This window comes from Klebsiella sp. 64 (assembly GCF_018223915.1).
Classification (GTDB): domain Bacteria; phylum Pseudomonadota; class Gammaproteobacteria; order Enterobacterales; family Enterobacteriaceae; genus Klebsiella; species Klebsiella pneumoniae.
This window is the reverse complement of the sequence record NZ_JAGRQZ010000008.1, coordinates 1-25,741: the sequence shown is the minus strand read 5'-3', so window position 1 is coordinate 25,741 and position 25,741 is coordinate 1. Positions and strand designations below refer to the sequence as shown.

Below are 25,741 nucleotides of genomic sequence, written 5' to 3'. Positions count from 1 at the left end.
TGTGATGACTTACAGAATCTGACTCAGATGCAGCTGGCCCATCAGCAGCGGGTTATCGCGATAATCTACCGGGATGGCCACTACCGCCGGGCCGTCGACGTCCATCGCCGCGCGCAGGGTCGGCTCCAGCGCCTCGGCGCTTTCCACGGCAAACCCTTTCGCGCCGAAGGATTCGGCATAGGCTTTAAAATCCATCGGCCCGAACTCGACGCCGGACAGGCGCTGATATTTTTTCTCTTCCTGGATAGCGACCATGTTGTAGCCGTTATCGACCCAGATAAGATGCAGCACGTTGGCGTTCAGGCGGACGGCGGTCTCCAGCTCCATGCTCGACTGCAGGAAGCCGCCGTCGCCGGAGACGGAGACCACTTTGCGCTCAGGATTGACCAGCCAGGCGCCGATGGCCCAGGGCAGGGCGACGCCCATGGTCTGCTGGCCGTTGGAGATCATCACCTGGCGGGCGCGGAAGCTGTACAGGTAGCGGGCAATCCAGATATGGAAGCTGCCCATGTCCACGGTCAACGTGACGTCGCTGTTGACGATGTCCTGCATGGCGCGAACGATGCGCAGGGGATGCAGGGCAAACTGGTTGAGCTGCGCGCCGCGGCGGTCCAGCAGCTCGCGCTGGTGCTGGCGGTCGCGGAGGATCTCCGCCGCCTGCGGGGAGAGCACCAGCCGATGATCGATATTTTGCGCCAGCTTGTTGAGAGTGCCGGCGATATCGCCCACCAGCTCGACATCCGGGGTATAGTTGCGCTCTTCATAGGCGGGCAGCACGTCGATGTGCACCAGCGTCGCGTTGCCGCTGTTCCACATCGCCGGTTCGTATTCCACCGGGCTGTAGCCGATGCAGATCACCAGGTCGGCGAGCTGCAGCAGACGGTCCCCGGCCTGGTTGTTAAACAGCCCAACCCGGCCGGCGAAGCGAGAGAAGTTATCCTGATTCACCGCTCCTGCGGCCTGATAGGTGCTGGTGACTGGAATATGGCTGGTCTCCAGCAAACGGCGCAGCGCCTTGCTGTTTTCCGGCTGGCTGGCCATCAGGCCGAGCAGGAAGATCGGGTTCTTCGCCTGGGCGATAAGCTTCGCCACCTGGTCGATGGCATCATCCGGCGCGGCGCCCATCTGCGGGGCCCCGCTGGCCGGCAGCACTTTGCCGCTGACCGGGCCATCGACCACATCCTGCGGCAGGCTAACGAACGCGCTGCCCGGCCGGCCCTGCTCGGCGGCGCGGAAGGCGTTGGAGACCACTTCCGCCAGCGCATCCGGCGCCGTCACCTCGACGGCGTATTTGGTGACCGGGCTGAACATCGCCACCGTATCCATACTCTGATGGACCTGTTTGGCTTTATCGGCGCGTTTTACCGCGCCGCCCAGGGCCACCACCGGGTCGCCTTCGCTGTTCGCGGTGGCCATGCCGGTGATCAGGTTAGAACAACCCGGACCGGAGGTGACCAGCGCCACGCCCGCTTTGCCGGTAATACGTCCGACGGCGGCGGCCATAAATGCGGCGTTGGCTTCGTGGCGTACCGGAATAATGCGAATGGAGGAATCCAGCAGTGAATCGAAGACCTTGTCGATTTTGGCGCCGGGGATGCCGAACACCTGGCGTACCCCCTGTGCTTCCAGCTGACTGACGACGAGATCGGCGCCGTGCGCCCACTGGCGTACCGGATACTGTTTGTCCATGTGACCCCCTTAACTTTCTACGGAACGGATGGCGGCATCGAGATTATCGGGATGCAGATTAGCCTGCAGGAACGCGCTGTCGGCGGGCAGGTCGATCATCAGCTTGTGAATTTCGCCGAAGGTCAGCACCCCGTGGTCGAGCTGGTAATCCAGCAGGTGACCGCCGCCTTTGCGGTCATCGGTAATAAAATGCTCGTGATACCCGGCGACGTTGATCCCCTGCATATGCTGCGGAGTCCGGAAGCCGACCAGCACCCCTTCGCGCTGGTTAAAGCGGAACACCGGCTGATCGTCGAGGACGTCGGTCATCGCCCGGTACGGCGGCGTCTGGCGCGGCACGGTGCGGGTATGGGCATGGCGGAAATGGCCGTCGATGCGCAGGGCGCAGAACAGGTTGTCAGAGGGGATTTGCTGGTCGATCACCTCGTGCAGCTGCTGGCGGCTCACCGGATGGTCAAAGGTTTTCCGGTACTGCGGCTGGAACCAGGTCATCACCGCGAACGGCGTTTTCTGCTCCGGCTGGGCTTTGCGCGCGCTGCCGTCGGCGCGCAGCTGATAGACCTGACTGCTGAAGGCGATCAGCTCCCCGTCCAGCTCATTAAAGGTGCCGAGGCCGAAATCGCCGTGTTTCAGCAGGTCGGCGATGGTGGTGCTGCCTTCGTAAACCCCGCTCAGCAGGGCGCTCATGAGCGATGTCTGATAGAGCACGCTCTCGGGATGCTGCGCGGAAAACGCCCGCAGGGTTTCGCATAGACTCTCTTCGCAGGTGCATTCAGCAGAATGATTCATATACCACTTCCTCGTTCAACAAATATAAGAAAGGTTAAATAAATGTTGACCCGATTCAGCTCACAGTTCCAATATAGAAACCATGCTGGTTTGAGACGTTTTCGATATGGAACTTCGTTATCTTCGCTATTTTGTCGCCGTCGCCAGGACGCGGCACTTCACCCAGGCCGCCAAGGAGCTGGGTATTTCACAGCCTCCGTTAAGTCAGCAAATTCAGCGGCTTGAGCGCGAGGTGGGGACCCCGCTGTTCCGGCGTTTAACCCGCGGGGTGGAGCTGACGGAAGCGGGAGAGTCTTTCTATGAGGATGCCCGCCAGATCCTCGCCATGAGCGATGCGGCGCTGGAGAAGGCCAAGGGCATTGCGCGCGGGATGAACGGCAGCCTGTCGCTAGGCATTACCAGTTCTGATGCTTTCCATCCGCAAATCTTCACGCTGCTGCACCGTTTTCAGCTCGACCACCCCGGGGTGACCCTGCACCAGATGGAAGACAATATGGCCAATCTGATGACCGCCCTGAGCGAGGCCGAGCTGGATATCGCCTTCGTCCGCCTGCCGTGCGAGAGCAGTAAAGCCTTTAATCTGCGGATTATCGATGAGGAGCCGATGGTTATCGCGCTGCCGCGCGATAACCCGCTGGCGACGCAGCCGACCCTGGCCCTGGAGCAGCTGCGCGACGTGGCGCCGATCCTCTTCCCGCGGGAGGTGGCCCCCGGGCTGTATGAGCTGGTGTACAACAGCTGTCTGCGCGCCGGGATCGATATGGAGCGCGCCTGGCAGTCGTCGCAAATTTCGTCGTCGCTGAGCATGGTCAATGCTGGCTTCGGCTTCGCGCTGGTTCCGCAGTCGATGACCTGCATCCAGCAGCCGAACGTCAGCTATCACCCGCTTAGCGGGGCGCCGCTGAAGACCGATATCGCCATCGCCTGGCGGCGCTTCGAGCGCTCGCGTACGGTGAAACGCTTTCTGGCGATGTTCTGATCTTCGCGGCGCCAGCGGCTTACTGCGCCACCCAGCCGCCATCCATGTTCCATGCGGCGCCGCGCACCTGGGCGGCGGCATCGCTGCACAGAAACAGCGCCATTTCGCCCAGCTGCTGCGGGGTGACAAACTCCCCGGAGGGCTGTTTTTCCGCCAGCAGCTGGGCGCTGGCCTGCTCCGGGTCGACCCCCTCGGCGATGCGTTTGTCGATCTGCTGCTGCACCAGCGGGGTTAGCACCCAGCCAGGGCAGATGGCGTTGCAGGTGATACCGCTGCGCGCGGTTTCCAGGGCCACGGTTTTGGTCAGCCCGACCACCGCGTGCTTGGCGGCGACGTAGGCCGATTTCTCTTTCGACGCCACCAGGCCATGCACTGAGGCAATGTTGATGATGCGCCCCCAGTTGCGCTGGCGCATACCCGGCAGCGCCAGGCGGGTGGTGTGGAAGACGCTGGAGAGATTGATGGCGAGAATATCGTTCCATTTGTCCACCGGGAACTGCTCCACCGGGGCCACGTGCTGGATGCCGGCGTTATTGATCACGATATCGACGCCGCCGAAGGTGCTTTCGGCATAGCGCATCATCGCCTCGATCTGCCCGACGTCGCGCAGGTCGGCGTCGTGATAGCCGGGGATCTTGCCCAGCGCGGCGACTTCAGCCCGGGCGTGGCTGCTGTCGCCGAAGCCATTGAGCACCAGCTGGGCGCCTGCCTGCGCAAGCACTTTGGCGATCCCTAAACCGATGCCGCTGGTGGAGCCGGTGACCAGCGCCGTTTTACCGTGTAAGTTCATTTTATTACTCCTTCAATCTGGTATCAGACAATGCCGGTCACATAGAACGTGGCAATGACAAACAGTACCGCGAGGCTTTTGATCACCGTGATGGCGAAAATGCCGCCGTAGGCCTGGCGATGGCTCAGGCCGGTGATCGCCAGCAGGGTGATCACCGCCCCGTTGTGCGGCAGGGTGTCCATGCCGCCGCTGGCCATGGCGGCGACACGGTGCAGTACCTCGAGCGGAATATTGGCGGCGTGGGCGGCGGCGACAAAGGTCTCGGACATCGCCGCCAGGGCGATGCTCATCCCCCCGGAGGCCGAGCCGGTGATCCCGGCCAGCACCGTGACGCTGATCGCCTCGTTTAACAGCGGATTGGGAATGGCCGCGAGGGCTTTTGACAGCACCAGGAAACCCGGCAGGGCGGCGATAACCGCGCCGAAGCCATACTCAGAGGCGGTGTTCATCGCCGCGAGAATAGCCCCGCCCACCGCCGTCCGACTTCCCTCCGCCAGCCGGCCGCGGATATTGCGATAGCCGCAAACCAGCACCAGCACAATGCCGGAGAGCAGCGCCGCCTGCACCGCCCAGATGGCGGTGATTTTCCCCACTTCGGTGACGACAGGCTTCGCCAGGCCCGGCAGGTTGAGCTCATGGCTGGCGCCGTACCACTGCGGGATCCAGTGGGTGAACAGCAAATTCAGCACCCCCACCAGCAGCAACGGGGCGATAGCGATTAGCGGATGCGGCAGATCGATGTCATCCGGGGTCTCCGGCTCATTTTGCAGGTCGGTCCCATAGCCTTCGCCGCGGGCCTGCGCTTTGCGGCGCTGACGCTCCAGCCACAGCAAACCGAAGATGATAATGAACAGCGAGCCGATAAGCCCCAGCCAGGGGGCCGCCCAGGCGTTGGTGCCGAAGAAGCTGGTGGGAATAATATTCTGGATCTGCGGCGTGCCGGGCAGGGCGTCCATGGTAAACGAGAATGCCCCGAGGGCGACGGTGGCGGGGATCAGCCGTTTGGGGATCCCGCTCTGGCGAAATAGTTCGGCGGCGAAAGGGTAGACGGCAAAGGCCACCACAAACAGCGACACCCCGCCGTAGGTCAGCAGGGCGCACACCAGCACGATCACCGGGATCGCGTGGCGGCGCCCAAGGATGCGGATGGCGGCGGCGACAATCGAACGTGAGAATCCCGACAGCTCAATCAGCTTGCCGAATACCGCGCCCAGCAGAAACACCGGGAAATAGAGCTTCACAAAGCCGACCATTTTTTCCATAAACAGGCCGGTAAAGGCCGGGCCGACCGCGCCCGGATCGGTGAGCAGCACCGCGCCGAGGGCGGCGATCGGCGCAAAGAGGATCACGCTGTATCCACGGTAGGCTGCCAGCATCAGTAACGCCAGCGCGGCCAGGGCTATTATCACACTCATCACGACGTCTCACTCTCATTGTTATTGTAGGGGTACAGAACGCGATACTAGGGTTTCAGGGCGAAGCGGAGCTGGTGTTCCCGGCGCGACTGGATGCGCTGGTGCCGGGCCTCGTCCCAGCGGTAAAAGCCTTGCCCGCTGCCGGCGCCGGTGTCGCCTCGCGCCACTTTCTCCGCCACCAGCGACATCATCTCCGTGCCGCTGGCCAGCTCCGGCAGCAGGTGCTGGCAGATATCCTGGACCGTCGCCAGGCCGGTCATGTCCGCAGCCTCCAGCGGGCCGACCATCGCATAGCGGCGGCCCAGCGAGGCGCGCATCACCTGGTCCACCACCTCCGGGGAAGCGATGCCGCTGTGGACGATATGCAGCGCTTCGCGCAGCAGGGCGAACTGCAGCCGGTTGCCGACAAAGCCCGGCGCGGCGCGGTTGAGCACCACCGCCTCCAGCGCGCAGGCGGCGCAAAAGTCGCTCACCTCGCGCGCCAGATGAGGCAGCGTGGCGCTCCCGGGCACCACTTCCACCAGCGGGATCAGGTGCGGCGGATGCCAGAAATGAGCGATCAGTAGCCGTTCCGGGAGGCGCATGCCCTGCGCCAGCCGATCCGGCGGCAGGCCGCTGGTGTTGCTGGCGATAATCGCCTCGTCGGCGATCAGCGTTTCCAGCTCGGCGTACAGGGCGTGCTTCAGCGCCAGCCGTTCGGGGATCGCTTCAATCAGCAGCGTGGCATCGGCCAGGGCATTCAGCGTCGGGGTGGGGGTCAGACGGGCCAGCACCGCGTCGCGGTCGGCGGGATCCTGTTGACCGCTGGCCTCCAGCTCGCACAGGATGGCGCTGGCCACCGCCGGCACCTCGGCGAGACGCTGCGGGTCGGTGTCATACAGGCGGACGGCGTGACCGTGACGGGCGAAATGGCAGGCGATACCGACGCCCATCAGTCCCGCGCCGAGTACCGCCAGGCGTGGTGTAAACATAGTGGCTCCTGTTAACGTTGAAGGGTCATGGCGATGCCCTGGCCGCCGCCGACGCACAGGGTGGCCAGCCCTTTGCTGGCGCCCCGGCGCTGCATCTCATGCACCAGGCTGACGATGATCCGGCAGCCGGAGGCGCCGATGGGATGGCCCAGGGCGATGGCGCCGCCGTTGACGTTGACCTTCTCGCTGTCCCATTCAAGCAGCTGGCCGACGGCCAGCGCCTGGACGGCAAAAGCCTCGTTGGCTTCGATAAGGTCCACCTCGTCCAGCGTCCAGCCGGCGCGCTGCAGCGCCTGGCGGCAGGCGCTCACCGGGCCGATGCCCATCACCGACGGGTCGACCCCGGCGACCGCTGAGCTGACAATGCGCGCCAGCACCGGCAGCCCAAGCTCGCGCGCTTTATCGACACGCATCAGCAGGACCGCCGCTGCGCCGTCGTTCAGCGACGAGGCATTCCCGGCGGTGACGCTGCCGTCAGCCGGGCGAAACGCCGGGCGCAGCTGGGCCAACTGCTGCTCGCTGGTCTCCGGGCGCGGTTGCTCATCGTCAGTCACGACTCGCGGCGGCTTTTTGCCCTGCGGGACGCTGACCGGGACGATCTCCTCGCGAAAGCGCCCGGCGGCGATAGCAGCCGCCGCTTTGCGCTGGGAGCTGGCGGCGAAGGCGTCCTGGCGCTCGCGGCTGATGTCGAAGGCGTCGGCGAGGTTCTCGGCGGTAATGCCCATGTGGTAGTCGTTGAAGGCGTCCCACAGGCCGTCCTGGATCATGCTGTCCTGCAGGCTGGCGTGGCCGAAACGCAGGCCGTCGCGGGCGCCATGCATCAGATAGGGAGCATTGCTCATGCTCTCCTGGCCGCCGGCGATAACGATCCCGGCGTCGCCGCAGCGGATCGCCTGCACCGCCTGCTGAACCGCTTTCAGTCCGGAGCCGCACACCAGATTGACGGTGACCGCCGGAGTGTCGACCGGCAGGCCGGCCCGCAGCGCGGTCTGGCGCGCCGGGTTCTGCCCGCAGCCGGCGGTAAGCACCTGGCCGAAAATTAGTTCGTCGACCGCTGCGGCGGGCAGCTGGCAGCGTTCAAGCAGGCCGCGCACCACCGCCGCGCCGAGGTCGACGGCGGAAAGAGGGGCGAAGGCGCCGCGAAAGCTGCCTATCGGGGTGCGTACTGCAGCAACAATGGCAATATCGGTCATGATCTCTCCTTAACTGAAGCGCATTTCGCGCACGTCGTCGGCGACGATCAGCCGTCCCGCCGTTTTACGTATCACCTCGTCGGGGCTGACCCCCGGGGCCACTTCGCGCAGGACAAACGCGCCGTCGACAATCTCCAGCAGGGCCAGATCGGTGAGTACCCGGCGAATACAGCCCACGCCGGTGAGCGGCAGGGTGCACTGCGGCAGCAGTTTGGATTCGCCGTTTTTTGAGGCGTGGGTCATCACCACGATGATGTTCTGCGCGCCGGCCACCAGGTCCATGGCGCCGCCCATCCCCTTGACCATTTTTCCAGGGATCATCCATGAGGCGATGTTGCCCGCGACGTCGACCTCAAAGGCGCCAAGAACGGTCAGGTCGACGTGGCCGCCGCGGATCATGGCGAACGACTGGGCGGAATCGAAGATCGCCGCCCCGGTTTGCGCGGTGACGGTTTGTTTACCGGCGTTAATCATGTCGGCGTCGATGGTTTCCTCATCGGGAAATTCGCCCATCCCCAGCAGGCCGTTCTCCGACTGGAGCATCACTTCAATGCCGGCGGGAATGTAGTTGGCCACCAGCGTCGGGATACCGATCCCGAGGTTGACGTAGTCGCCGTCGCGCAGCTCCTGGGCGACGCGCATCGCCATTTGTTCACGGGTCAGCATCTCAGTGCCCTCCGGCGCGCAGGGTGCGCTGTTCAATACGTTTTTCGAATTGCCCGACGATCAGCCGGTCGACATAGATCCCCGGAGTATGGATGGCGGAGGGGGGCAGTTCGCCCGGCGGCACAATCTCTTCCACCTCCACCACCGTAATGCGCCCGGCGGTGGCCATCAGCGGGTTGAAATTCTGCGCGGTGTGGCGATAGACCACGTTGCCGTACCAGTCGGCTTTCCAGCCTTTGACCAGCGCGAAATCGCCGCGGATCGCCTCTTCAAGGATGTAGTGTCTTCCGTCGAACTGGCGCACCTCTTTGCCTTCGGCGACCGGGGTGCCATACCCGGTGGCGGTGTAAAAGCCGGGGATGCCAGCGCCGCCGGCGCGGATTTTTTCCGCCAGCGTTCCCTGCGGGGTGAGTTCTACCGCCAGCTCGCCGCTCAGCACCAGCTGTTCAAACAGCGCGTTTTCCCCGACGTAAGAGGCCACCACCTTGCTGACCTGGCGCGACTCCAGCAGCATGCCGAGACCGAAACCGTCGACCCCGCAGTTGTTAGAGACCACCGTCAGCCCCTGCACCTGGCGACGCTGCACCTCGGCGATCAAGTTCTCAGGAATGCCGCACAGGCCGAAGCCGCCGGCGAGCAGCGTCATGCCGTCCGTTAACCCTTCCAGCGCCGCTTCGTAACTGGCGACGCGTTTATCCAGTCCTGCCATCTTGTCTCTCCTGCCTTGCGATAGCCTTATCATTGGCGCAGGCGACTGATTTGATAATTTTGAATTTGTGACTCACTCATTTGGAATTTTAATTAATTTCCTGTTAACTAATTTTTTTCAATTAGTTAACAGGAAGAAAAATGAGAATGAGTGTCAAACAGTTACGCGCGTTTTTAGCGGTAGCTCACACTCTGAATTTCGCCCACGCCAGCGAAAGGCTGAATCTGTCGCAGCCAGCTCTCAGCCTGACCATCAAAGGGTTGGAGGAGGCGCTGGGCGGCGCGCTGCTGCAGCGCAGCACCCGCAAAGTGACCCTTACCCAGGAGGGGGAACTCTTTCTGCCGATGGCCCGTCAGCTGCTGGCCGACTGGGATAACGTCGAGGAGGCCATGCGTCAGAGCTTTACCCTGCAGCGGGGTAAAATTTCGGTCGCCGCGATGCCGTCGTTTGCCGCCAACGTTCTGCCGGAGGCGCTGAAAGCCTTTCGCGACCGCTATGCCGGGGTGAACGTTACGGTGCATGACGTGATTAATGAGCAGGTGATCGAGATGGTGCGCGAGGGGCGGGTGGAGATGGGCATCGCTTTCGAGCCATCGCCCAACCACAACCTGCTGTTTACCCCGTTGGCGGTGGACCGCTTCGTGGCGATCGTTCCCCAACAATCCCCGCTGGCGAAGAAAAAGCAGCTCAGCTGGCAGGAGCTGTTGACCCTCGACTTTATTACCCTGCAGCGCCCCTCGGCGGTACGCCTTATGCTGGAGGAGGCGCTGGCGCGCAGCGGACGTCAGCTGGACGTGGCGCTGGAGAGTCATCAGCTGGTGACGGTGGGGAGGATGGTGGCCAGCGGCCTGGGGGGCAGCGCGGTGCCGGCGCTGTGTAAAACGCAGATGGCATCGTTGGGCGCCGTCTGCATCCCGCTCTGCGATCCGCCGATTGAGAAGTGCGTCGGCGCGATCCATGCCGGACATCTGCCGCTGTCGAAGGCGGCGCAGGCGCTGCTGGATACGCTGAAAGGGTTTTTACCCACCTGAGGTGTGGGCGTCAAAAAAAACCGGCCTGCTGGCCGGTTTGACAATCAGATTTTACAGGCGTCGCCGCAGTCGTCGTCGGCAACGATCGCCTGGGCTTTTTTGTCCGCTTCTTCCAGACGCTCCGCGTTGCGCTCTTCCGCTTCATCCAGGCCGCTGAAGACCAGGTTGTCGAGATCAATTTCCATAAGTTACCTATCGTTGCTGGTTTTGAATCAGGGTCAAGTATAGGGCATAACCGCCAGCGGATGTAGCCGCGCTTCGCGCCGAAGGCACAGAGCGTTAAGTCGCTGAGCGGAGGGCGTTACCTACCATAATTCATCGTTGACAGAATAAGTTTAACGACAAATAACGTCGCCAGGATAATTTCCTGCCTAAATATTAAATGAAAGGACAACGAAGGAGTAATTAAGCGTTGACGAAACGCTTTTATGTTAATATGGCCGCGATTATGGATGAATCTATGGATCTTAATCAATGGAACATACTGTTGCAGGCGCCATCAAAGAATGGCGTAAACATAATAAAGTGATCGGTCAGGTCAAAATAAGCTATAAAAAAATTTTACGAAAATGCAGAGAGCTCTCGCTCGCAGGAGGTAAATACAGAGAATATCAAGGACTTTGTGCGAAATATCAGTGCGCGCGGTTGACCGCGGTGACCAAAGGACTGGTGCCTTTTGAGGATAAACCGTTTAAAGCGTATCTCAATAAACGGCTGTCAAAACGACGCAAACTGGATATTGCCCATGGTTCACTGAATTTCATCGAGAAAACGTTTCACCCTGATGTCCTGCCGCAACTCTACAATGTCGCGGATTTTGGCCGCGAGATGTTTTCTATTCCCTTGAAAAATGGCGATAAGCTTGACGTTAAGCTGCTGGCCTCGCCGTTTCAGGAGGAAGGGGAGCTGATGCTGCAGCTGTTTCTTGGCGACCGGCGCGTCTATAGCGTCTGTTTTTCCTGCACCGACGATGGCCGCGCTTATATCGGCGGCATCCAGGGCGGGAAAGATATCACCAATGACGAAGTGAAGGTGCTGACTAAAGAGCTGCATGGCGCGCGGCCGAAAAATATCATCATGAGCGTGCTGTATGGTTTGCTGCGATATTTCAACATCTCCACGGTCTACGCCATCGATTCTGATTACCACGTGAAAAGCGATCTGGTGAAAGCCAGTTATTCATCGCTGTGGCTGGAAATGGGCGGTGAGAAACAGGCTCGCGGCTGGTATAAACTGCCGGCGCAAGAGATCAAAAAGAGTATTGAAGAGGTGAAAAGTAAGCACCGGAGCCAGTTTATTAAGCGCGAAGGTCTTAAAGAGCTGATTCAGATTAATATGGCGAATGCCCTGCAGCAAATTACCTTGCCTGCGCGGGTGAATTAACGCCACTCACACGTCAGGCGGGCAGCAGGGGGCTGCTGCCCGTCTGACGATATTCTTTCTTCACTGGCGCGTTTCCAGCCAGATTTCATCCTATCCCAGGGCTTTTGTGGCCGGTCGAAAATGGCGAGGCAGCGCGTCCGGCAAGCAGTGCCAGGAATACATTCTTCAGGTTTCGGCATGGGTACCGGCTTTGACGATCTGTAGTGCGCTGGGGCTCGCCACGCTGCCGCTGGCGGTGACGAACCCCGGATGGACGGTCTCGCCGCTGGCGCTGTCCACCAATGCAATAGGCGACGCGCTATGCAGCACGTGCTGGTGGCCCCATTCCATCAGGGCGAACAGCACCAGCGCCGGGATACTGCTGTGGCTGGTGCCGATGGCCGCCGCCGCCGCGGTAGGGCTTATCGTCCATATGGCGGGACTGTCCGGCGCAGGATGAGGTTGGGCGGCAACGGGCCAGCGACCCGTTAGCGCCCAACCGGACCGGGGACCATCAGGTCGTGGGGCTTTCGCGGGTGGCCCGCGTCAGCGGGTTGCTGTCGAGTTCCAGCTGGTCGCGCAGCGCCCAGCCGCGCAGCTTGCCGGGGTTAAGCAATCCCGCCGGGTCGAGAGACTGTTTCACCGCCACGACGTCGGGACGAATCACGCCCTGTTTGCCGTCCTCAACCTGCAGCACGTGGGGGTTGTTAATCTTGACGTCGTTGTCGCGAAATATCTGCATGATGGCGTTAAGACGTTCGGGCGTGGTATAGCGCACCAGCTGCAGACCGCTGGCGGTGAGATTGCCCTCGATATCGCGCAGGAATTCAATATGGGACATCACCTCCCCGGCGAAGTGCTGCTCCATCTGTAAAATTTGCTGCGGATAGCGCAGCGGATCAAACGCCGTCTGCAGATAGGTCAGCGTATTGTCCACCTTGAGCGCATGCAGGGTGGTGTGGTTCCAGCAGTATTCCATTAACGAGCCGTTGCGCGTCCGGGCCTCGTCGCTGGCCTGCCGGATGGCGTTGCTCCCGCGATGGCGCGGTAACAGGCTGGCGCAGAGTCCTTCGCTCTCCTCGGCGATCAGGCTGATAACCGCATGTTGCCCGGCATGGTAACGATCGTTGAGGTGGCTAAAATAGTCAGCGATCGGCGTGGCCAGCAGCGCCACCTGGCGCTTCACCAGCCCCGGCGAGCGGACGCAGGCGTTGGCATAGTTCAGCGCATCGGCGAAATCGTCAAACACGTCCAGACGTTCAATCCACTGGTGCGCAGGCGCCAGCGCCAGCTCAACCTCCAGGATAATGCCGTTGGTGCCGTAGGCGTGATGCAGGAGCAGCGCTTCGGGAGCCGGGACGGTCAGCACGCGGGGGACCGGCTCGACGGTCATCACTTTGACGCTGAGCACATTGCCGGGCGCCGCCAGCGGCCCATAGTTGATGGAGCCGATACCGCCGAACCCGCCGCCGTAGAGACCGCCCAGGCTCGCCAGTCGATAGGTCGATGGCATACAGCGCAGCTCCCAGCCCGTCGGGCGGGCGGCGGTTTCGATGTCCGCCAGGCGAATGCCGGCCTGGGCCCTCACTGTGCCGTTGCCGAGGGCGACGATCTGGTTGAGCCCGGTCATATCCACCAGCAGCCCGCCTTCGAGGGGGACCAGCTGTCCGTAGTTGCCGGTGGCGCTGCCGCGCAGGGTCAGCGGCAGCTGGTGCTGCGCGCAGGCGCAGACCAGCTGGCGCAGCTCCTCTTCATCGCGCGGGCGAACCACCGCGTCCGCCTGTTTCCCCGCCAGTTGCTCGGTGAGTAGCGGACTGAACCAGTGAAAATCGCGGGAGAGCCGTTTGATCTTCGCCGGCTGTAAGGTCCACTCCAGCGCCGGGAGTGCCTGCTGGATCGCCGCGACCGCGTGTTGACGCTGTTCATCAGTCATCATTCTTTTTCCTGTTCGTCAGCAGAACATTAATGAGATTGCACGGTTTCGCTTTCATGCCAGGCGCTGAGCGCCCGGCGCGAAACCCAGGACATCACGCCAAACAGCGCGATCCCGGCGAGAGAGATCAGCAGCAGCGCGGCAAACATCAGCGGGATATCCAGCTGGTAGCCAGCCTGCAGGATCTGATAGGCCAGTCCGGTATTGGTCCCGCCGGTCCCGGCGACAAACTCCGCCACCACCGCGCCAATCAGCGACAGCCCACTGGAAATACGCAGCGCGCCGAAGAAATAGGGCAGCGCCGAGGGGATACGCAGCCGCACCAGCGTTTGCCAGCGGCTGGCGTGATTGAGGCGAAAATAGCTCAGCAGGCCGGGGGAGACGCTGCGCAGTCCCTGAGTGGTATTGGAGATGATGGGAAACACCGCCATCAGGGTGGCGCACACCACCAGCGAGAGCGTGGCATCTTTCACCCAGATGATGATCAGCGGGGCGATGGCGACGATCGGCGTCACCTGCAAAAACACGATGTAGGGAAACAGGGCGGTTTCCACAAAGCGGTTCTGCACCAGGATAAACGCCACCGCGGCGCCGATGACAATCGACAGTAGAAACGAGATCAGGGTGATCTTGAGGGTGAACAGCAGCGCCAGCAGCAGCGGCGTGAGATGCGTCCACAGGCTTTCCAGCATCACCAGCGGCGACGGCACCAGAAAGGCCGGGATACGGAAATAGCTCACCGCGCCCTGCCACAGGAGCACCATCGCCACCGCGACGAGGGTCGGATAGAGAATTTTGAGAAAACGCGGATGCTGGATCCACGGCGTTGCGGTTGTATTTTTCATATTATGACTCCATACCGGACTGGCTGGCCTGCAACAGACTGTCCTGCAGCTGACGGGCATACAGGGAAAAGGCCGGGCTGACGCGGAACGCCTCGCTGCGCGGGAACGGCTCGCGGATGGGGATATCTTCGACCACCCGTCCGGGACGGGCCGCCATCATGATCACCCGCTGGGAGAGAAACACCGCTTCGTGGATCGAGTGGGTGACGAACACTACCGTCAGGTTTTGCTCCTGCCAGAGACGCAGCAGGTCGCTGTCGAGTTTGTTACGCGTAATTTCATCCAGCGCGCCGAAGGGCTCATCCATCAGCAGCAGCTTTGGTCGGGTGACCAGGCCGCGGGCGATGGAGACGCGCATTTGCATGCCGCCGGAGAGTTCGCGCGGCAGGACGTCGGCGAACTTGCCGAGGCCCACCAGCTCAAGGACTTCACTCACCCGGGTATTTCCCTCCGCCCGCGGCACGCCGGCCAGATCCAGCGGCAGCCTGACGTTATTGCGCACGCTGCTCCACGGCATCAGGGTGGCTTCCTGGAAGACGAACGACAGCGGATGCTGGGCCTTTTCCCGACTGTCGCGCCGCCACAGCATCAGCTTGCCGTCGCTGGGCTCCACCAGGCCGGCGACCATCTTCAGCAGGGTGCTTTTACCGCAGCCGGACGGGCCGAGCAGGGTAATAAACTCCCCCTGATTGATGGTCAGGTTGACGGGCAGCAGCGCCCGGGTGCCGTTGCTGTAGATTTTCTCCGCCGACAGCACCTCGATGGCCGGGGTGGCAGCGGCGGGTATAAAGCGGGTATCGCTCATCACGGTCAGTTTCGGGGCGGTATTCATGGCATCACTCCGGCGTCTTTGACCATCTCCAGGGTGTAAGTCTGCTCAAACGGCACCTTGCTGGCGTCGATCAGTTTGTTTTTCACCAGCATGTCCCAGGTTTTCTTCAGCCGCGGCTCGGTGATGATGCCGATGCCGCCGGTCTTAGCATCGCCGCCGGTCACCAGCTGGTACTGCTTCATCTGGGCAATGCCAAAGGCGATCTGCTCGGCGCCCATCTGCGGATTCGCTTTGCCGATCAGGTTGTTGCCGGGGGCGGGATCCCGCAGGTAGCTTTTCCAGCCTTCCATGGAGGCTTTGACGAAGGCCGCCACCGCCGCCGGACGTTTGCGGATGGTGTCGGCCATACAGATAATCGAGTTGCCGTAGGGCGGGTAGCCCCAGTCGCTGAGCGGATAGACATAGAACGGCTGCCCGCCTTTGGCGACGGAGAACGGCTCGGAGGTCACGTAGCCCTGCTGCACCAGGTTTTTATCGGCGAGGAACGGCTGAACGTTAAAGGTATAGGGGCGCACTTTGCTGCCAGCCAGACCCAGCTCGCTTTTCGCCCACGGCCAGAAGGAGGTATAGGCCTCGGTGGCGAGCAGGAAGGTTTTGTCTTTAAGTTCCGCCGGGTTCTCCACCTTGTCATGGGTGATAAACACCGTCGGCGAGTGCTGGAACACGGTGGCGACGGTCACCGCGTGCACCCCGGCCTGCCAGGTCTCCAGCGCCTGGCCGTTGTCGCCAAGGGTGCAGTCCGCCTGACCGGCCGCCATCAGCTGCATGACGTTGATCTGCGGGCCGCCCATTTTAATTTCGACATCGAGACCGGCGTGTTGATACAGCCCGGTGGCCTGGGCCTGGTAAAACCCGCCGTGTTCGGCCTGGGCATACCAGTTGGTGAGAAAGGTAAACTTCTCCGCCGCGAAGCAGGAGGCTGAGGTCGCGAGGGCGGCCACGGTCAGCAGGGTAAAAACGGGCGTCAATCTGGTATTCATCAGGGCTCCCTGGATTCAGCAGCGAAAGAAGGTGGTAGGGACTGCACAAAGCCGTGCCAGTGCTGTTTGCCCCAGGTCGGTTCGCGACGTTCGACCCAGGCCATGCGGTGGATCTCGATGATCGCCTGCGCCCAGCTGGCGGCGAGGGAGTCGAGAAGCCCTTCGCCTTGCTCCCGCGTCGCCGGGGTCGGGTCGCCAATCACCCCGCTGGGGCCAAAGTCATACGACGCCCACGCCGCCGCCGGGCGGCCTTTCGACAGGGTTGGGCAGGGGAATTCCGGGGGGAAATTAGCGACGGCCCGTTCCATATGGACGCACTCCGGCGCCAGCGCCAGCATCAGCGCCGTTTCGCTATGCCCGGCGTGCATCGCCATCCGCTGTTCATGCGGGCTGAGAAACTGTTTTTCGCAGTTGGGCACGTTGAACACGTCGTGGGGGATGGCGATGAAATCCCCGTGGCGCAGGCGCATTTCCCGGCAGGCGATCTGCAGGATCTGCGGCTGGCCGCCGTGGCCGTTGATCATCAGCAGCTTGCGAAAACCGGCCCGATAGAGAGATTCGGCGATCTCCAGCAGGGTATGCAGCAGCGTATCGCCGCTAAGGGTCAGGGTGCCGGGAAAATGCAGATGCTCCTCGGACTTACCGTAGACGATCGGCGGAATGGCGTAGGCCGGGATCGTCGCCGGCAGCCTGGCGAGGGCATGGCCCGCCACGCCGGAAGATATCACGCTGTCCACCGAGCAGGGCAAATGCGGGCCGTGCTGTTCGATCGCCCCGGTGGGGAGGACGATAACCGTATTGCTTTTATCCGGCAGGGCGGCCACGTCCGTCCAGCTCAGAAAAGGAAGAAAGCGCGCGGCAGGAATGTAACCGTTAATCATCGCGGTGCCTCGGAGTTAAATGACGGGGGTAACCAGACGGTCGCTTCGACTTCAATCAGTACCGTGGCGTCGGGCAGCATTTCGCTGACCTGCACCACGGTGGAAACGGGCGGCTGGTCGGGGTAAAACAGCTTCCTGACCCGGCTGTAATAGGGAAAATGGTCAAGGTTGCGAAAGTACTGCACCAGTTTGATAACGTCGCTCATCTGCCCTCCCGCGGACGCCACGGTGCGGCGGATGCTCTCCAGGACGTACCAGCTCTGGGCGAGGATCGGGCCCTGTTTCGCATCGGTTGAAAATTCGCCGGTCGCCCCCAGCAGCTCCCGCACCGGCTCAGGCACATCCTGAAAGCCGTTGACGATGGTGCCGGTCAGGGGATTGACCGGAATAATGCCGGAGAGAAAGATAAAATCGCCGGCTCTGCGCCAGGCGGCATACCGCGCCAGCGGCGCCCCGGCGCCTGCTTCAAGACTCATGTGCCATCTCCTCCTGCCACACGCGCCGGTGGGTTAACCTGCCGTGGTTAACCACCAGACGGGCGGCGCTGTTTAAAGGCCAGATAAAACGGTCGCTACCCGGGAAAATCACCACGCTGGCCGTCGCCCCGACGGCAAAGGGCGCCGCGTCTGCCGGCGAACCGGTTAGCGCCGCGCGATCGCAGATCAGCCGCGACTGCTGGTCGAACAGGTCGCTGAGCTGAGCGCTGAACAGACCGCAGGCCAGGGTGTCCAGCGGGTCATAGCTCCCCGCCGGGCAGAAGGCATCCTGCACGTTGTCGCAGCCGAGCAGGGTGGCCACGCCGGCGGCCTGCGCCTCGTGCAGCAGGGTGATCCCCCGCTGGCGCGGCGTGCGGCCGAACGTCGCATCCTGCAGCAGCAGGTTGGTCATCGGCAGAGCGATAAGGGTGACGCCGTGCGCCGCCAGCTGGCGCAGGATCGGCGCCGCCTGTTCGTCGCTGCCGGCGGCCAGCGCGCAGCCGTGGCTGCAGCAGATATGCCCGGGAAAAGGGTGGCGGGAGAGATGATCCGCCAGCCAGGTCAGCCCCTGAGACACTTCGCTGAGCTCCTCATCAATATGCAAATCCAGATCCAGATCCCAGCGGGCCGCGCTGCACAGCAGATTTTCCATGGCGGCGGCGTCCCAGTTGGAGGAGTGGATGAAGCCGCCCAGCAGGCAGCGCTCTCCGCTGTTGGCGACCGTCCGGGCTATGGCCTCCGCTTGCGCTGGCTCGCGAAACAGGGGCAGCGGGACCAGCGCCACCCGCTCCAGGGTGATGCCGACGGTATCGAGGCGGGCGATCTCCTGCCAGGCGTCCGGCGCGTCGGCGGTAAACCAGTCGACATGGCTGCGCAAATGGGTCACGCCATTCGCTGCCGCCCGGGCCAGCGCGGCGGACGCCCGACGTTGAATATCCGCCCTGGTCCAGTGTCGGCGATCCTCGTGCATGGCGTGGATTGCCGCCAGCAGCCCGGCCTGCGCCGGACGGCAGCGTTCAATGGTGAATGTCTTGTCCAGATGGGCATGGGGTTCCACCAGGCCGGGGAGCGTCAGGGCTCCCGCCAGGTCCCACAGGCCGGGAGTCGGCTGGTCGGTTGGGGTCAATGCGGCAATCCGGCCGTCGCGAAAGGCCAGGTCCGCCAGCAGCGGCTCACCGTTGGCCCGCGTCGGCCAGCCGTCGGGCAGCGCCCAGGCCGGGAGTCGGGCGCGGCTGATCCCGACAAGCGGCGCGCAAGAGGAGGGGAACGTCATCGTCAGTCTCCTCACAGATCCAAAACCAGAAGCGGGGATTTCGCCCGCGAACAGCAGAGCGTGATCTGGTCGTTGCCGGCTTTCTCTTCCGCCGTCAGCACGCTGTCCCGGTGCTCGGGGATCCCGTCGAGGACCCCGGTAATACAGGAGCCGCACATTCCCTGTTCACAGGAGAGCATTACCTCCACCCCGGCGTGCTGTAATACCTGAGCAATGGTTTGATCCGCGGCGACCTGCAGGCGCTGCCCGCTGGAGGCCAGCTCAATATAAAACGCATTTTTCGCCTCAGTATTATTTTCCGCCGCGGGAGTAAAACGCTCGAAGACGAACTGCGACGGCGACCAGCGATATTCCTCCATGACCGACCGCAGTCGCTGAATAAAACCCTCCGGGCCGCAGGCTATTACTACGGTATCAGGGTGGGGCACAGTTAAGCATTCGGGGACCCGCTGGCGAAACGACGCGCCTTCCTCGCTGCAGTGAATGGCCACCGTGCCGTTCGCAGTCAGCTGGTTCAGTCGCGGGGAGAAGGCGGTCTGGCGCGAACTGGCGACATAATAATGCAGCTCCAGCGCCCCCTTTCTGGCGGCAATCGCTTCAGCCATCGCCAGCAAAGGCGTGATGCCGATACCGCCGGCAAACAGCAGGTAGCGCCCGGCCTGCGGCAGGGGAAAATGGTTGCGCGGCGGCGAAATGGCGAGCCGATCGCCGGCTTTGAGCTGCTGGTGCAAATAGCGTGAGCCGCCGGTGGAAGCATCAGTCAGCCTGACGCAAATTTCATAAGTATTACTGCGGTCAGGCGTGCCGCACAGGGAATACTGCCGCGGACCGACGCCGGGAATAATAATATCGATATGCGCCCCGGCGGAGTAGGCCGGTAATATTTCCCCGGCCGCCGTCTGCAAAATTATGGATAGATTTCCCTGTCCGTTGGGGCGTATTTCCCCGACCGAGACCGAAATAAGATCGTGGCTGTGCATTACCGTTTTCTCTCCCTCACTCCGCTGTCTGCAGGGCGGCCAGGGTCGGCGAAGAGATAACTCCCCTTCGCGGTGAACTGTCCGGCGTGCAAGAAAATGGGTGAAACGATCGTTTCTCCGCTATGAATGCTACGGTATTGTGATAAAACTGTTGCGTCCAGAGCTTTGATTCGCACAACCCGTTGCAAAAAAGAGAGCACCCAAACCATGTTTGCCTTCTCCCGATTTCTGCTCTATTTCACCGAAGTGGCCCGTCAGGGATCGTTTCGTAAAGCGTCAGAGGCGCTGCATGTGTCGGCGTCTTCCATCGACCGTCAGATTTTGCGCGTGGAACAGGAGCTGGCGATGCCGCTCTTCGAGCGCCATCCCACCGGGCTGAGGCTGACCGCCGCCGGGGAGCTGCTCCTGCACGCGGCCAATAACTGGAAAAAGGACTTTACCCGGGTCTGCGAGCAGCTGGACGATCTGCGCGGGTTGCGGCGGGGGCATGTGCGCATCGCCACCATCGATGCCATTAACCGGCATTTCTTTTCGACGATGCTCAAAGAGGTGCATAAACATTATCCCAACATCTCTTTTACATTGACCACCATCAACAATATCCACATCCAGCAGGCGCTGATCTCCGGCGAGGCGGATTTCGGCATCATGCTCAATCCCCAGACCTCTCGTGAACTGCAGGTCCGGGCGTTTGCCGAGATGAATATGGGGATTGTGGTGCCCACCGGCCATCCGCTGGCCAGCCGCAGCGCGGTGCGCTTTAGTCAGTGCCTCGACTACCCCTTTATCCTGCCGTCCGCCCCATTGATGATCAGCGAGCCGGTGGAGGCGCTGGTGAACATCAGCGGCAACGAGGTGAAGGAGGTGGCGGTGTCGAACAACATTCACATGATCCGCACCCTGATCAAAGAGCAGATGGGCATCGGCATCCTGTGTCGGCTGGATATTCTCGATGAGATTGAGTCCGGCCAGCTGGCGTTTGTACCGCTAACCGATCCGCAGCTTAAGCCTTTCACCTTGGCGCTGTGCGTCTCGCCCGCCCGCCAGCTTTCCCTTGCCGCCTCGATGATGTTGAACCAGCTGGAGATGCTCTTCAGTCAGCTGTGAGCGACCAGGCAGGCACTAAAATCATTCATTAACGCACCATTATGGTGCGTTTTTGGTGTGCGTGAATCAAAGGTTGCATGCCCAAGGGGGGCGGCGCAGGCGATTTCTCGCGGCCGCTCGCAGGCGTTTAAATCTGGCATTGTTTTTGTATAGCTGAGTGTGAGTAGAAGCGGTCAGTACGGGTTATCCATACGGGACATTGCTCAGTCACCATGTCGCGGTTCAATGTTGACCGGGATGGGAGGCTGAGCCACATTCGCTCGCTCCCCCTCCCGGCGTAAAGAGGAGAGGGATAATGAAAACAGGCGCATGCCTTCCCCGGGGTTTACGCTGGCTGGGCCTGATGGCCCTCGGCGGTGTCTCGCTGGCCGTTCAGGCCGAGGAGAAAATCGTTCTGCTGACCTCCTGGTACGCCCAGGCGGAACAGGGGGGGTATTATCAGGCCCAGGCCACCGGGCTGTACAAAAAATACGGTCTCGACGTCGAGATCCGCTCCGGCGGACCGCAGGTCAACGGCATGCAGTTGCTGTTGTCGAAGCGGGCCGATGTGATCATCGGTTACGACCTGCAGCTGCTGGAAGGCATTCAGCGCGGCTTCCAGGCAAAAGCCATTGCCGCGCCCTTTCAGTACGATCCCCAGGGGCTGCTGACCCATGCCGATGTCACCTCCCTGCAGGGGCTGAAAGACAAAACCCTGCTGGTCTCCAGCTCCGGTCAGGCGACGTGGTGGCCGTGGCTGAAGGCGCAATACCAGCTGAGCGACGCGCAGGTTCGCCCCTATACCTTCAATATTCAACCCTTTGTCGTCGATGACGCTGTCGCCCAGCAGGCCTATGTCAGCTCCGAGGTGTTCCAGGTGCAGAAGGCCGGAGTGAAGGCGAACTTCTTCCTCTTTTCCGAGCACGGCTATCCCCCCTACGGCGGCATCCTTATCGCCCGCCCGGATACCATCGCCGAGCGTAAAGCGGCGATGGCGAAGTTTGTCCGCGCCTCAATGGAGGGCTGGGTGAGCTATCTCAAGGATCCGGCGCCGGGCAATGCGTTGATTAAGCAGGACAACCCGAAAATGACCGACGATCTGCTCGCCTGGGGCGTGACCCAGATCCGTGAGCATCACCTGATCGACGGCGGGGATGCCGCCAGCCAGGGCTGGGGGACGATGACCGACGCGCGCTGGCAGAAGACCCGCGACTTTATGGTCAGCGCCGGTTTGCTGGCGGCGGCCACCGACTGGAAACAGGCCTACACTACCGAATTTGTTCAGGCCATGCAGGTTAAACCCTGAGGAGCGACGCCATGTCATTAATGATTAAAAATGCCCATGCCATCCTCAGCGGTCTGCCCGGAGAGGCGGCGCGGCTGGCCGGGCCGGATATTCGCATCCGCGACGGCAAGATTGCCGCCATCGGCAGCCTGACGCCGCTGCCGGAAGAGCGACAGATCGATGCCCGCGACTGCGTGATCTATCCGGCGTGGGTGAACACGCACCACCATCTTTTTCAGTCGCTGCTGAAGGGCGAGCCGCAGGGGCTGAACCAGATCCTGACGGCCTGGCTGAGCGCCACGCCGTACCGCTTTCGCGCGGCTTTCGATGAACATACCTTTCGTCTGGCGGTGCGCATTGGCCTGGTGGAGCTTCTGCGCTCGGGCTGCGCCAGCGTGGCGGATCACAACTACCTGTACTGGCCGGATATGCCTTTCGATACCTCGGAGATTGTCTTCAGCGAAGGGGAAGCGCTGGGGATGCGCATCGTCCTGTGCCGGGGTGGGGCGACCCAGGGCCGGGCGGTGGAACAGGATCTGCCGGTGGCGCTGCGTCCGGAAACCTTCGACGGCTATATGGCGGATGTCGAACGGCTGGTCAGCCGCTATCACGACCCCCGGCCCGAGTCTCTGCGCCGGGTGGTGATGGCGCCCACTACCGTCCTGCACTCCGCGCCGGGCGCCCAGCTGCGGGAGATGGCGAAGCTGGCCCGCCAGCTGGGGATCCGGTTGCACAGCCATTTATCGGAAACCGTCGATTATCTCGACGCCGCGCGGCAGAAATTCGCCATGACGCCGGTGCAGTTCTGCGCGGAACACGACTGGCTGGGAAATGACGTGTGGTTTGCCCATCTGGTGAAGCTGCTGCCGGAGGAGATTGCCCTGCTGGGCCGTACCGGAACCGGCATCGCCCACTGCCCGCAAAGCAACGGCCGGCTGGGCAGCGGCATCGCCGATCTGCTGGCGTTAGAGCAGGCCGGGGTCCCGGTCTCGCTGGGGGTGGACGGCGCCGCCTCGAATGAAGCGGCGGATATGCAAAGCGAAGCCCATGCCGCATGGCTGCTGCAGCGCGCGCGCAAGGGGATGCTGGCGCAGCCGCGCTACGCCGGGGGCACCTTTGAGGGTGGGGCCGATGCGGCCACGGTGGAGGATGTAGTGCGCTGGGGCAGCGCCGGCGGGGCGCAGATCCTCGGCTTAGCGCAGAGCGGCACCCTGCAGGTCGGCATGCAGGCGGACCTTGCCATTTACCGGCTGGACGATCCGCGCTACTTCGGTCTGCACGATATGGCCATTGGGCCGGTGGCCTGCGGTGGGCGCGCCGCGCTGAAGGCGCTACTGCTCAATGGCCGCCCCATCGTGGAAGACGACGCCATTCCCGGTCTCGACCTTGACGCGATGCGTCACGACGCGCTGGCGGCCGTCCGTACCCTCCAACAGCGCGCCGCTGTGTAACTGATAACAGGATAATGACGATGAACGCAACCACCCAGAATCAACGCTACGCCTTACAGGAACTGGAAAAAGAGGCGCTGATGGGCGCCGAGGGCGAAGAGACCTTCGCCCGCGAAGTGCGCTGTATCGACCTGTCGAACTTTGCCGCAAGAAAAAATGACATTGCCGAACAACTGTGGGAGGCGGCGGTGGAGATTGGCTTCTTCCAGGTCAGCCATCACGGTATTCCGCTGGCGGATATCCGCCAGGCGTTCAGCATGACCGAGGCGTTTTTCGACCTGCCCGACGAGGTGAAGCGCCAGTATCCGCTGGCCGGTAACGCCGGCTGGGAAAGCAAAGCGCAGGTTCGGCCGTCGACCCGCACCCCGGATCAAAAAGAGTCGTATCAGATAACCCGGCCTCTGATGGCCGGGCGCTGGCCCAGCGATCGGGAGCTGCCAGGCTTCCGGCAGACAATGCTCGGGTTTGAGTCGCAGTGCTGGCAGCTGGGGATGAAGATCCTCTCCTGCTTTGCTTTAAAGCTCGGTTTTCCGGAATCGTTTTTTACCACCGCGCACGATCCGCAGCGTGACACCTATCAGAGCACCTTGCGCATGCTGCATTACTATGCAACCGAGCAGTCGCAGCAGGGGATGTGGCGGGCCGGCGCGCACACCGATTTTGACTGCCTGACGCTACTGTTCCAGCGCCCCGGCCAGGGCGGCCTGCAGGTTTGTCCCGGTAAAGACCGCGAAAGCCAGCAGTGGACCAGCATTGAGCCGCGCGAGGAGGTGATCACCTGCAATATCGGCGATATGCTGATGCGCTGGAGCGACGACCAGCTGCCGTCTAACTTCCACCGGGTGAGAAACCCGCTGCCCCACGAATATCAGGGGCCGCGCTACAGCCTGGCGTTTTTCTGCCAGGCCAATAAAGATGTCGAGATCCTCGGGCCGCAGAGGAAGTACCCGCCCATCAGCGCCGAGGATTATCTGCAGCAGCGGATCCAGGCCAATTTTGCCAAAGGGTAAGATGCTCCCTTGCGTGGTATACCTGCCGCCGGCTTTCGCTGGCCGGGCGGCAGGATATCCGCCGCTAAGCTTTCAGGTGGTAGGGCTTGCCGATGCGGGTGACAAAGGTATCTCTGCCGCAGCCATAAAATCGATAAAACAGCGTATTCTTGGTGACAGGTAGCGGCTGGCGGGCCACAGGACCGAGAAATGCCCATCCTTGATGCAACACCCGGGCAACACCTCCTGCAGTTGTCCCTCATCCATTGCCTCGCGCACGACAAAATCAGGCACATAAGCGATGCCCATCCCCGCCGCGCTTAAGCGAATGGCGGCCTCAATGTTATTGACCGTCATCACGGCAGCGGCCCTGAAATCTCCCGTCAGCCGCATACCGCGCAGTTCCCAGGGCTGGATCAGCCCCGTTGCGGGGAAGCGAAAAAAAATGCACTTGTGCGCCGCCAATTCCGCTGGCGAGTCGGGGGCGCCGTATTCCGCCAGATAGGCCGGGCTGGCACAGAGCACAAAACGAAAACCCCCCAGATTTCTGGCGATCAAGCGGGAGTCCGCTAATTCACCGCTGCGGATAGCGACATCAACTCCCTCATCGATCAGATTGACCAGCCGGTCGCTAAAGTCGAGATCCAGTTCAACCTGCGGATAAAGACGGCTAAAGGCGGTGAGGGCGGGGAGCAACAGGCGGTAGCCAATGACGGGCAGTGAAATCCTCAGTTTGCCGGTGGGCTGTGAGAGACTGCTGGTCAGCTCTGACTCGGCCTCCTGGATCTGCTCCAGGATACTCTGACAGCGGGTCAGAAATGCGGCCCCCTCCGCCGTCAGGCTGACGTTTCTGGTGCTGCGGTTGAACAGCCGGACCCCCAGTTTATGCTCAAGCCGGGCGACATTCTTACCCACCGCCGAGGCAGATATGCCCAGCAGCCTGGCGGCCTGAACAAAGCTTAGCGTTTCGGCGGTGCGGACAAAGGACGTCAGCGAGGTGAGGCTGTCCATCGATTATAAACCTTATGTCTCTTAAGAAGATATTTTCAGTCTATTTATCGGTAATAACATCCGCAATAGGATGGCGACAGTTTATTCATTCCTTGCCGACTGATGAGGGCCGCCCGATGTTACTC

The 25,741-nt window shown here is 62.0% G+C and carries 26 protein-coding genes; 7 read left to right on the top strand and 19 right to left on the bottom strand.

The genetic code is table 11. The annotated features are described in order from the left end of the window. Nucleotides 1-9: 9 nt before the first annotated feature. Nucleotides 10-1,689, bottom strand: coding sequence for an acetolactate synthase AlsS (gene alsS, locus KHQ23_RS07840; RefSeq protein WP_032434673.1), 1,680 nt, complete (start codon nucleotides 1,687-1,689; stop codon nucleotides 10-12). A gap of 9 nt (nucleotides 1,690-1,698) precedes the next feature. Beyond that, nucleotides 1,699-2,478, bottom strand: coding sequence for an acetolactate decarboxylase (gene budA / locus KHQ23_RS07835; protein WP_002908205.1), 780 nt, complete (start codon nucleotides 2,476-2,478; stop codon nucleotides 1,699-1,701). Between the two features lie 106 nt (nucleotides 2,479-2,584). Here budA and KHQ23_RS07830 point away from each other — a divergent pair, with 106 nt between their 5' ends. Next, a complete protein-coding gene (locus KHQ23_RS07830) occupies nucleotides 2,585-3,457 on the top strand; it encodes a LysR family transcriptional regulator (protein ID WP_004145376.1) in 873 nt (290 codons plus the stop codon). 19 nt (nucleotides 3,458-3,476) lie between these two features. Here the strand turns inward: KHQ23_RS07830 and KHQ23_RS07825 are convergent, their stop codons facing one another. From KHQ23_RS07825 to KHQ23_RS07800, 6 genes are read right to left on the bottom strand one after another with little or no spacing between them, the layout of a single operon-like run. Then, nucleotides 3,477-4,247: a 3-hydroxybutyrate dehydrogenase gene (locus tag KHQ23_RS07825; protein WP_002908202.1), complete on the bottom strand. Its 771-nt coding sequence runs from the start codon at nucleotides 4,245-4,247 to the stop codon at nucleotides 3,477-3,479. 23 nt (nucleotides 4,248-4,270) lie between these two features. Next, the gene (locus tag KHQ23_RS07820; protein WP_020323796.1) at nucleotides 4,271-5,665 is read right to left on the bottom strand and encodes a GntP family permease; all 1,395 of its coding nucleotides are present in this window, start codon (nucleotides 5,663-5,665) and stop codon (nucleotides 4,271-4,273) included. Nucleotides 5,666-5,709: 44 nt separating this feature from the next. Next, on the bottom strand, nucleotides 5,710-6,633 hold the full coding sequence (locus KHQ23_RS07815; RefSeq protein WP_032434671.1) for a 3-hydroxyacyl-CoA dehydrogenase family protein: 924 nt from the start codon (nucleotides 6,631-6,633) through the stop codon (nucleotides 5,710-5,712). An 11-nt stretch (nucleotides 6,634-6,644) separates the two neighbouring features. Then, nucleotides 6,645-7,826 carry an acetyl-CoA C-acetyltransferase gene (locus tag KHQ23_RS07810; RefSeq protein ID WP_004898705.1) on the bottom strand — a complete coding sequence of 394 codons (1,182 nt, stop codon included), beginning with the start codon at nucleotides 7,824-7,826 and terminating at the stop codon, nucleotides 6,645-6,647. A gap of 9 nt (nucleotides 7,827-7,835) precedes the next feature. Next, nucleotides 7,836-8,492, bottom strand: coding sequence for a CoA transferase subunit B (locus tag KHQ23_RS07805; protein ID WP_002908192.1), 657 nt, complete (start codon nucleotides 8,490-8,492; stop codon nucleotides 7,836-7,838). 1 nt (nucleotide 8,493) lies between these two features. Then, nucleotides 8,494-9,201 (bottom strand): CoA transferase subunit A, encoded by a 708-nt coding sequence (locus tag KHQ23_RS07800; RefSeq protein WP_004175762.1) that lies wholly within the window; start codon nucleotides 9,199-9,201, stop codon nucleotides 8,494-8,496. A 140-nt stretch (nucleotides 9,202-9,341) separates the two neighbouring features. Between KHQ23_RS07800 and KHQ23_RS07795 the strand changes: the two genes are divergently transcribed. Continuing rightward, the gene (locus KHQ23_RS07795) at nucleotides 9,342-10,232 is read left to right on the top strand and encodes a LysR family transcriptional regulator (RefSeq protein ID WP_004898701.1); all 891 of its coding nucleotides are present in this window, start codon (nucleotides 9,342-9,344) and stop codon (nucleotides 10,230-10,232) included. A 44-nt stretch (nucleotides 10,233-10,276) separates the two neighbouring features. Here the strand turns inward: KHQ23_RS07795 and KHQ23_RS07790 are convergent, their stop codons facing one another. After that, nucleotides 10,277-10,417, bottom strand: coding sequence for a hypothetical protein (locus tag KHQ23_RS07790; protein ID WP_002908189.1), 141 nt, complete (start codon nucleotides 10,415-10,417; stop codon nucleotides 10,277-10,279). A 289-nt stretch (nucleotides 10,418-10,706) separates the two neighbouring features. Here KHQ23_RS07790 and KHQ23_RS07785 point away from each other — a divergent pair, with 289 nt between their 5' ends. Further along, nucleotides 10,707-11,615 carry a DUF535 family protein gene (locus KHQ23_RS07785; RefSeq protein ID WP_004180248.1) on the top strand — a complete coding sequence of 303 codons (909 nt, stop codon included), beginning with the start codon at nucleotides 10,707-10,709 and terminating at the stop codon, nucleotides 11,613-11,615. 165 nt (nucleotides 11,616-11,780) lie between these two features. Here the strand turns inward: KHQ23_RS07785 and KHQ23_RS07780 are convergent, their stop codons facing one another. From KHQ23_RS07780 to KHQ23_RS07740, 9 genes are all read right to left on the bottom strand, one after another. Then, nucleotides 11,781-12,029, bottom strand: a complete 249-nt coding sequence (locus KHQ23_RS07780) for a hypothetical protein (protein WP_031590058.1) — start codon at nucleotides 12,027-12,029, stop codon at nucleotides 11,781-11,783. 79 nt (nucleotides 12,030-12,108) lie between these two features. Further along, a complete protein-coding gene (locus KHQ23_RS07775) occupies nucleotides 12,109-13,530 on the bottom strand; it encodes an FAD-binding oxidoreductase (RefSeq protein ID WP_029884560.1) in 1,422 nt (473 codons plus the stop codon). A 26-nt stretch (nucleotides 13,531-13,556) separates the two neighbouring features. Next, on the bottom strand, nucleotides 13,557-14,372 hold the full coding sequence (locus KHQ23_RS07770; RefSeq protein ID WP_211776862.1) for an ABC transporter permease: 816 nt from the start codon (nucleotides 14,370-14,372) through the stop codon (nucleotides 13,557-13,559). A gap of 1 nt (nucleotide 14,373) precedes the next feature. Continuing rightward, nucleotides 14,374-15,204, bottom strand: a complete 831-nt coding sequence (locus KHQ23_RS07765; RefSeq protein ID WP_004180245.1) for an ABC transporter ATP-binding protein — start codon at nucleotides 15,202-15,204, stop codon at nucleotides 14,374-14,376. After that, nucleotides 15,201-16,184 (bottom strand): ABC transporter substrate-binding protein, encoded by a 984-nt coding sequence (locus tag KHQ23_RS07760; RefSeq protein WP_032433161.1) that lies wholly within the window; start codon nucleotides 16,182-16,184, stop codon nucleotides 15,201-15,203. The genes KHQ23_RS07765 and KHQ23_RS07760 overlap by 4 nt, the downstream gene beginning before the upstream one ends. Further along, complete coding sequence (locus KHQ23_RS07755; RefSeq protein WP_004151186.1) at nucleotides 16,184-17,065, bottom strand: creatininase family protein; 882 nt, start codon at nucleotides 17,063-17,065, stop codon at nucleotides 16,184-16,186. Before KHQ23_RS07755 ends, KHQ23_RS07760 begins: the two co-directional genes overlap by 1 nt. Next, on the bottom strand, nucleotides 17,062-17,541 hold the full coding sequence (locus KHQ23_RS07750) for a RidA family protein (RefSeq protein WP_002908128.1): 480 nt from the start codon (nucleotides 17,539-17,541) through the stop codon (nucleotides 17,062-17,064). The genes KHQ23_RS07755 and KHQ23_RS07750 overlap by 4 nt, the downstream gene beginning before the upstream one ends. Continuing rightward, nucleotides 17,531-18,814 (bottom strand): amidohydrolase family protein, encoded by a 1,284-nt coding sequence (locus KHQ23_RS07745; protein WP_032434668.1) that lies wholly within the window; start codon nucleotides 18,812-18,814, stop codon nucleotides 17,531-17,533. Before KHQ23_RS07745 ends, KHQ23_RS07750 begins: the two co-directional genes overlap by 11 nt. A gap of 11 nt (nucleotides 18,815-18,825) precedes the next feature. After that, the gene (locus KHQ23_RS07740) at nucleotides 18,826-19,794 is read right to left on the bottom strand and encodes a PDR/VanB family oxidoreductase (protein ID WP_032434667.1); all 969 of its coding nucleotides are present in this window, start codon (nucleotides 19,792-19,794) and stop codon (nucleotides 18,826-18,828) included. A 207-nt stretch (nucleotides 19,795-20,001) separates the two neighbouring features. Between KHQ23_RS07740 and KHQ23_RS07735 the strand changes: the two genes are divergently transcribed. From KHQ23_RS07735 to KHQ23_RS07720, 4 genes are all read left to right on the top strand, one after another. After that, the gene (locus KHQ23_RS07735) at nucleotides 20,002-20,901 is read left to right on the top strand and encodes a LysR family transcriptional regulator (RefSeq protein ID WP_002908057.1); all 900 of its coding nucleotides are present in this window, start codon (nucleotides 20,002-20,004) and stop codon (nucleotides 20,899-20,901) included. Nucleotides 20,902-21,196: 295 nt separating this feature from the next. Beyond that, nucleotides 21,197-22,186 (top strand): ABC transporter substrate-binding protein, encoded by a 990-nt coding sequence (locus tag KHQ23_RS07730; protein WP_023283829.1) that lies wholly within the window; start codon nucleotides 21,197-21,199, stop codon nucleotides 22,184-22,186. Nucleotides 22,187-22,197: 11 nt separating this feature from the next. Continuing rightward, on the top strand, nucleotides 22,198-23,616 hold the full coding sequence (locus KHQ23_RS07725; RefSeq protein WP_047694745.1) for an amidohydrolase family protein: 1,419 nt from the start codon (nucleotides 22,198-22,200) through the stop codon (nucleotides 23,614-23,616). 20 nt (nucleotides 23,617-23,636) lie between these two features. Next, nucleotides 23,637-24,626, top strand: a complete 990-nt coding sequence (locus KHQ23_RS07720; protein WP_002907927.1) for an isopenicillin N synthase family oxygenase — start codon at nucleotides 23,637-23,639, stop codon at nucleotides 24,624-24,626. Between the two features lie 72 nt (nucleotides 24,627-24,698). Here KHQ23_RS07720 and KHQ23_RS07715 read toward each other — a convergent pair whose 3' ends face one another. After that, nucleotides 24,699-25,616: a LysR family transcriptional regulator gene (locus tag KHQ23_RS07715; RefSeq protein WP_032434664.1), complete on the bottom strand. Its 918-nt coding sequence runs from the start codon at nucleotides 25,614-25,616 to the stop codon at nucleotides 24,699-24,701. Nucleotides 25,617-25,741 lie beyond the last annotated feature (125 nt).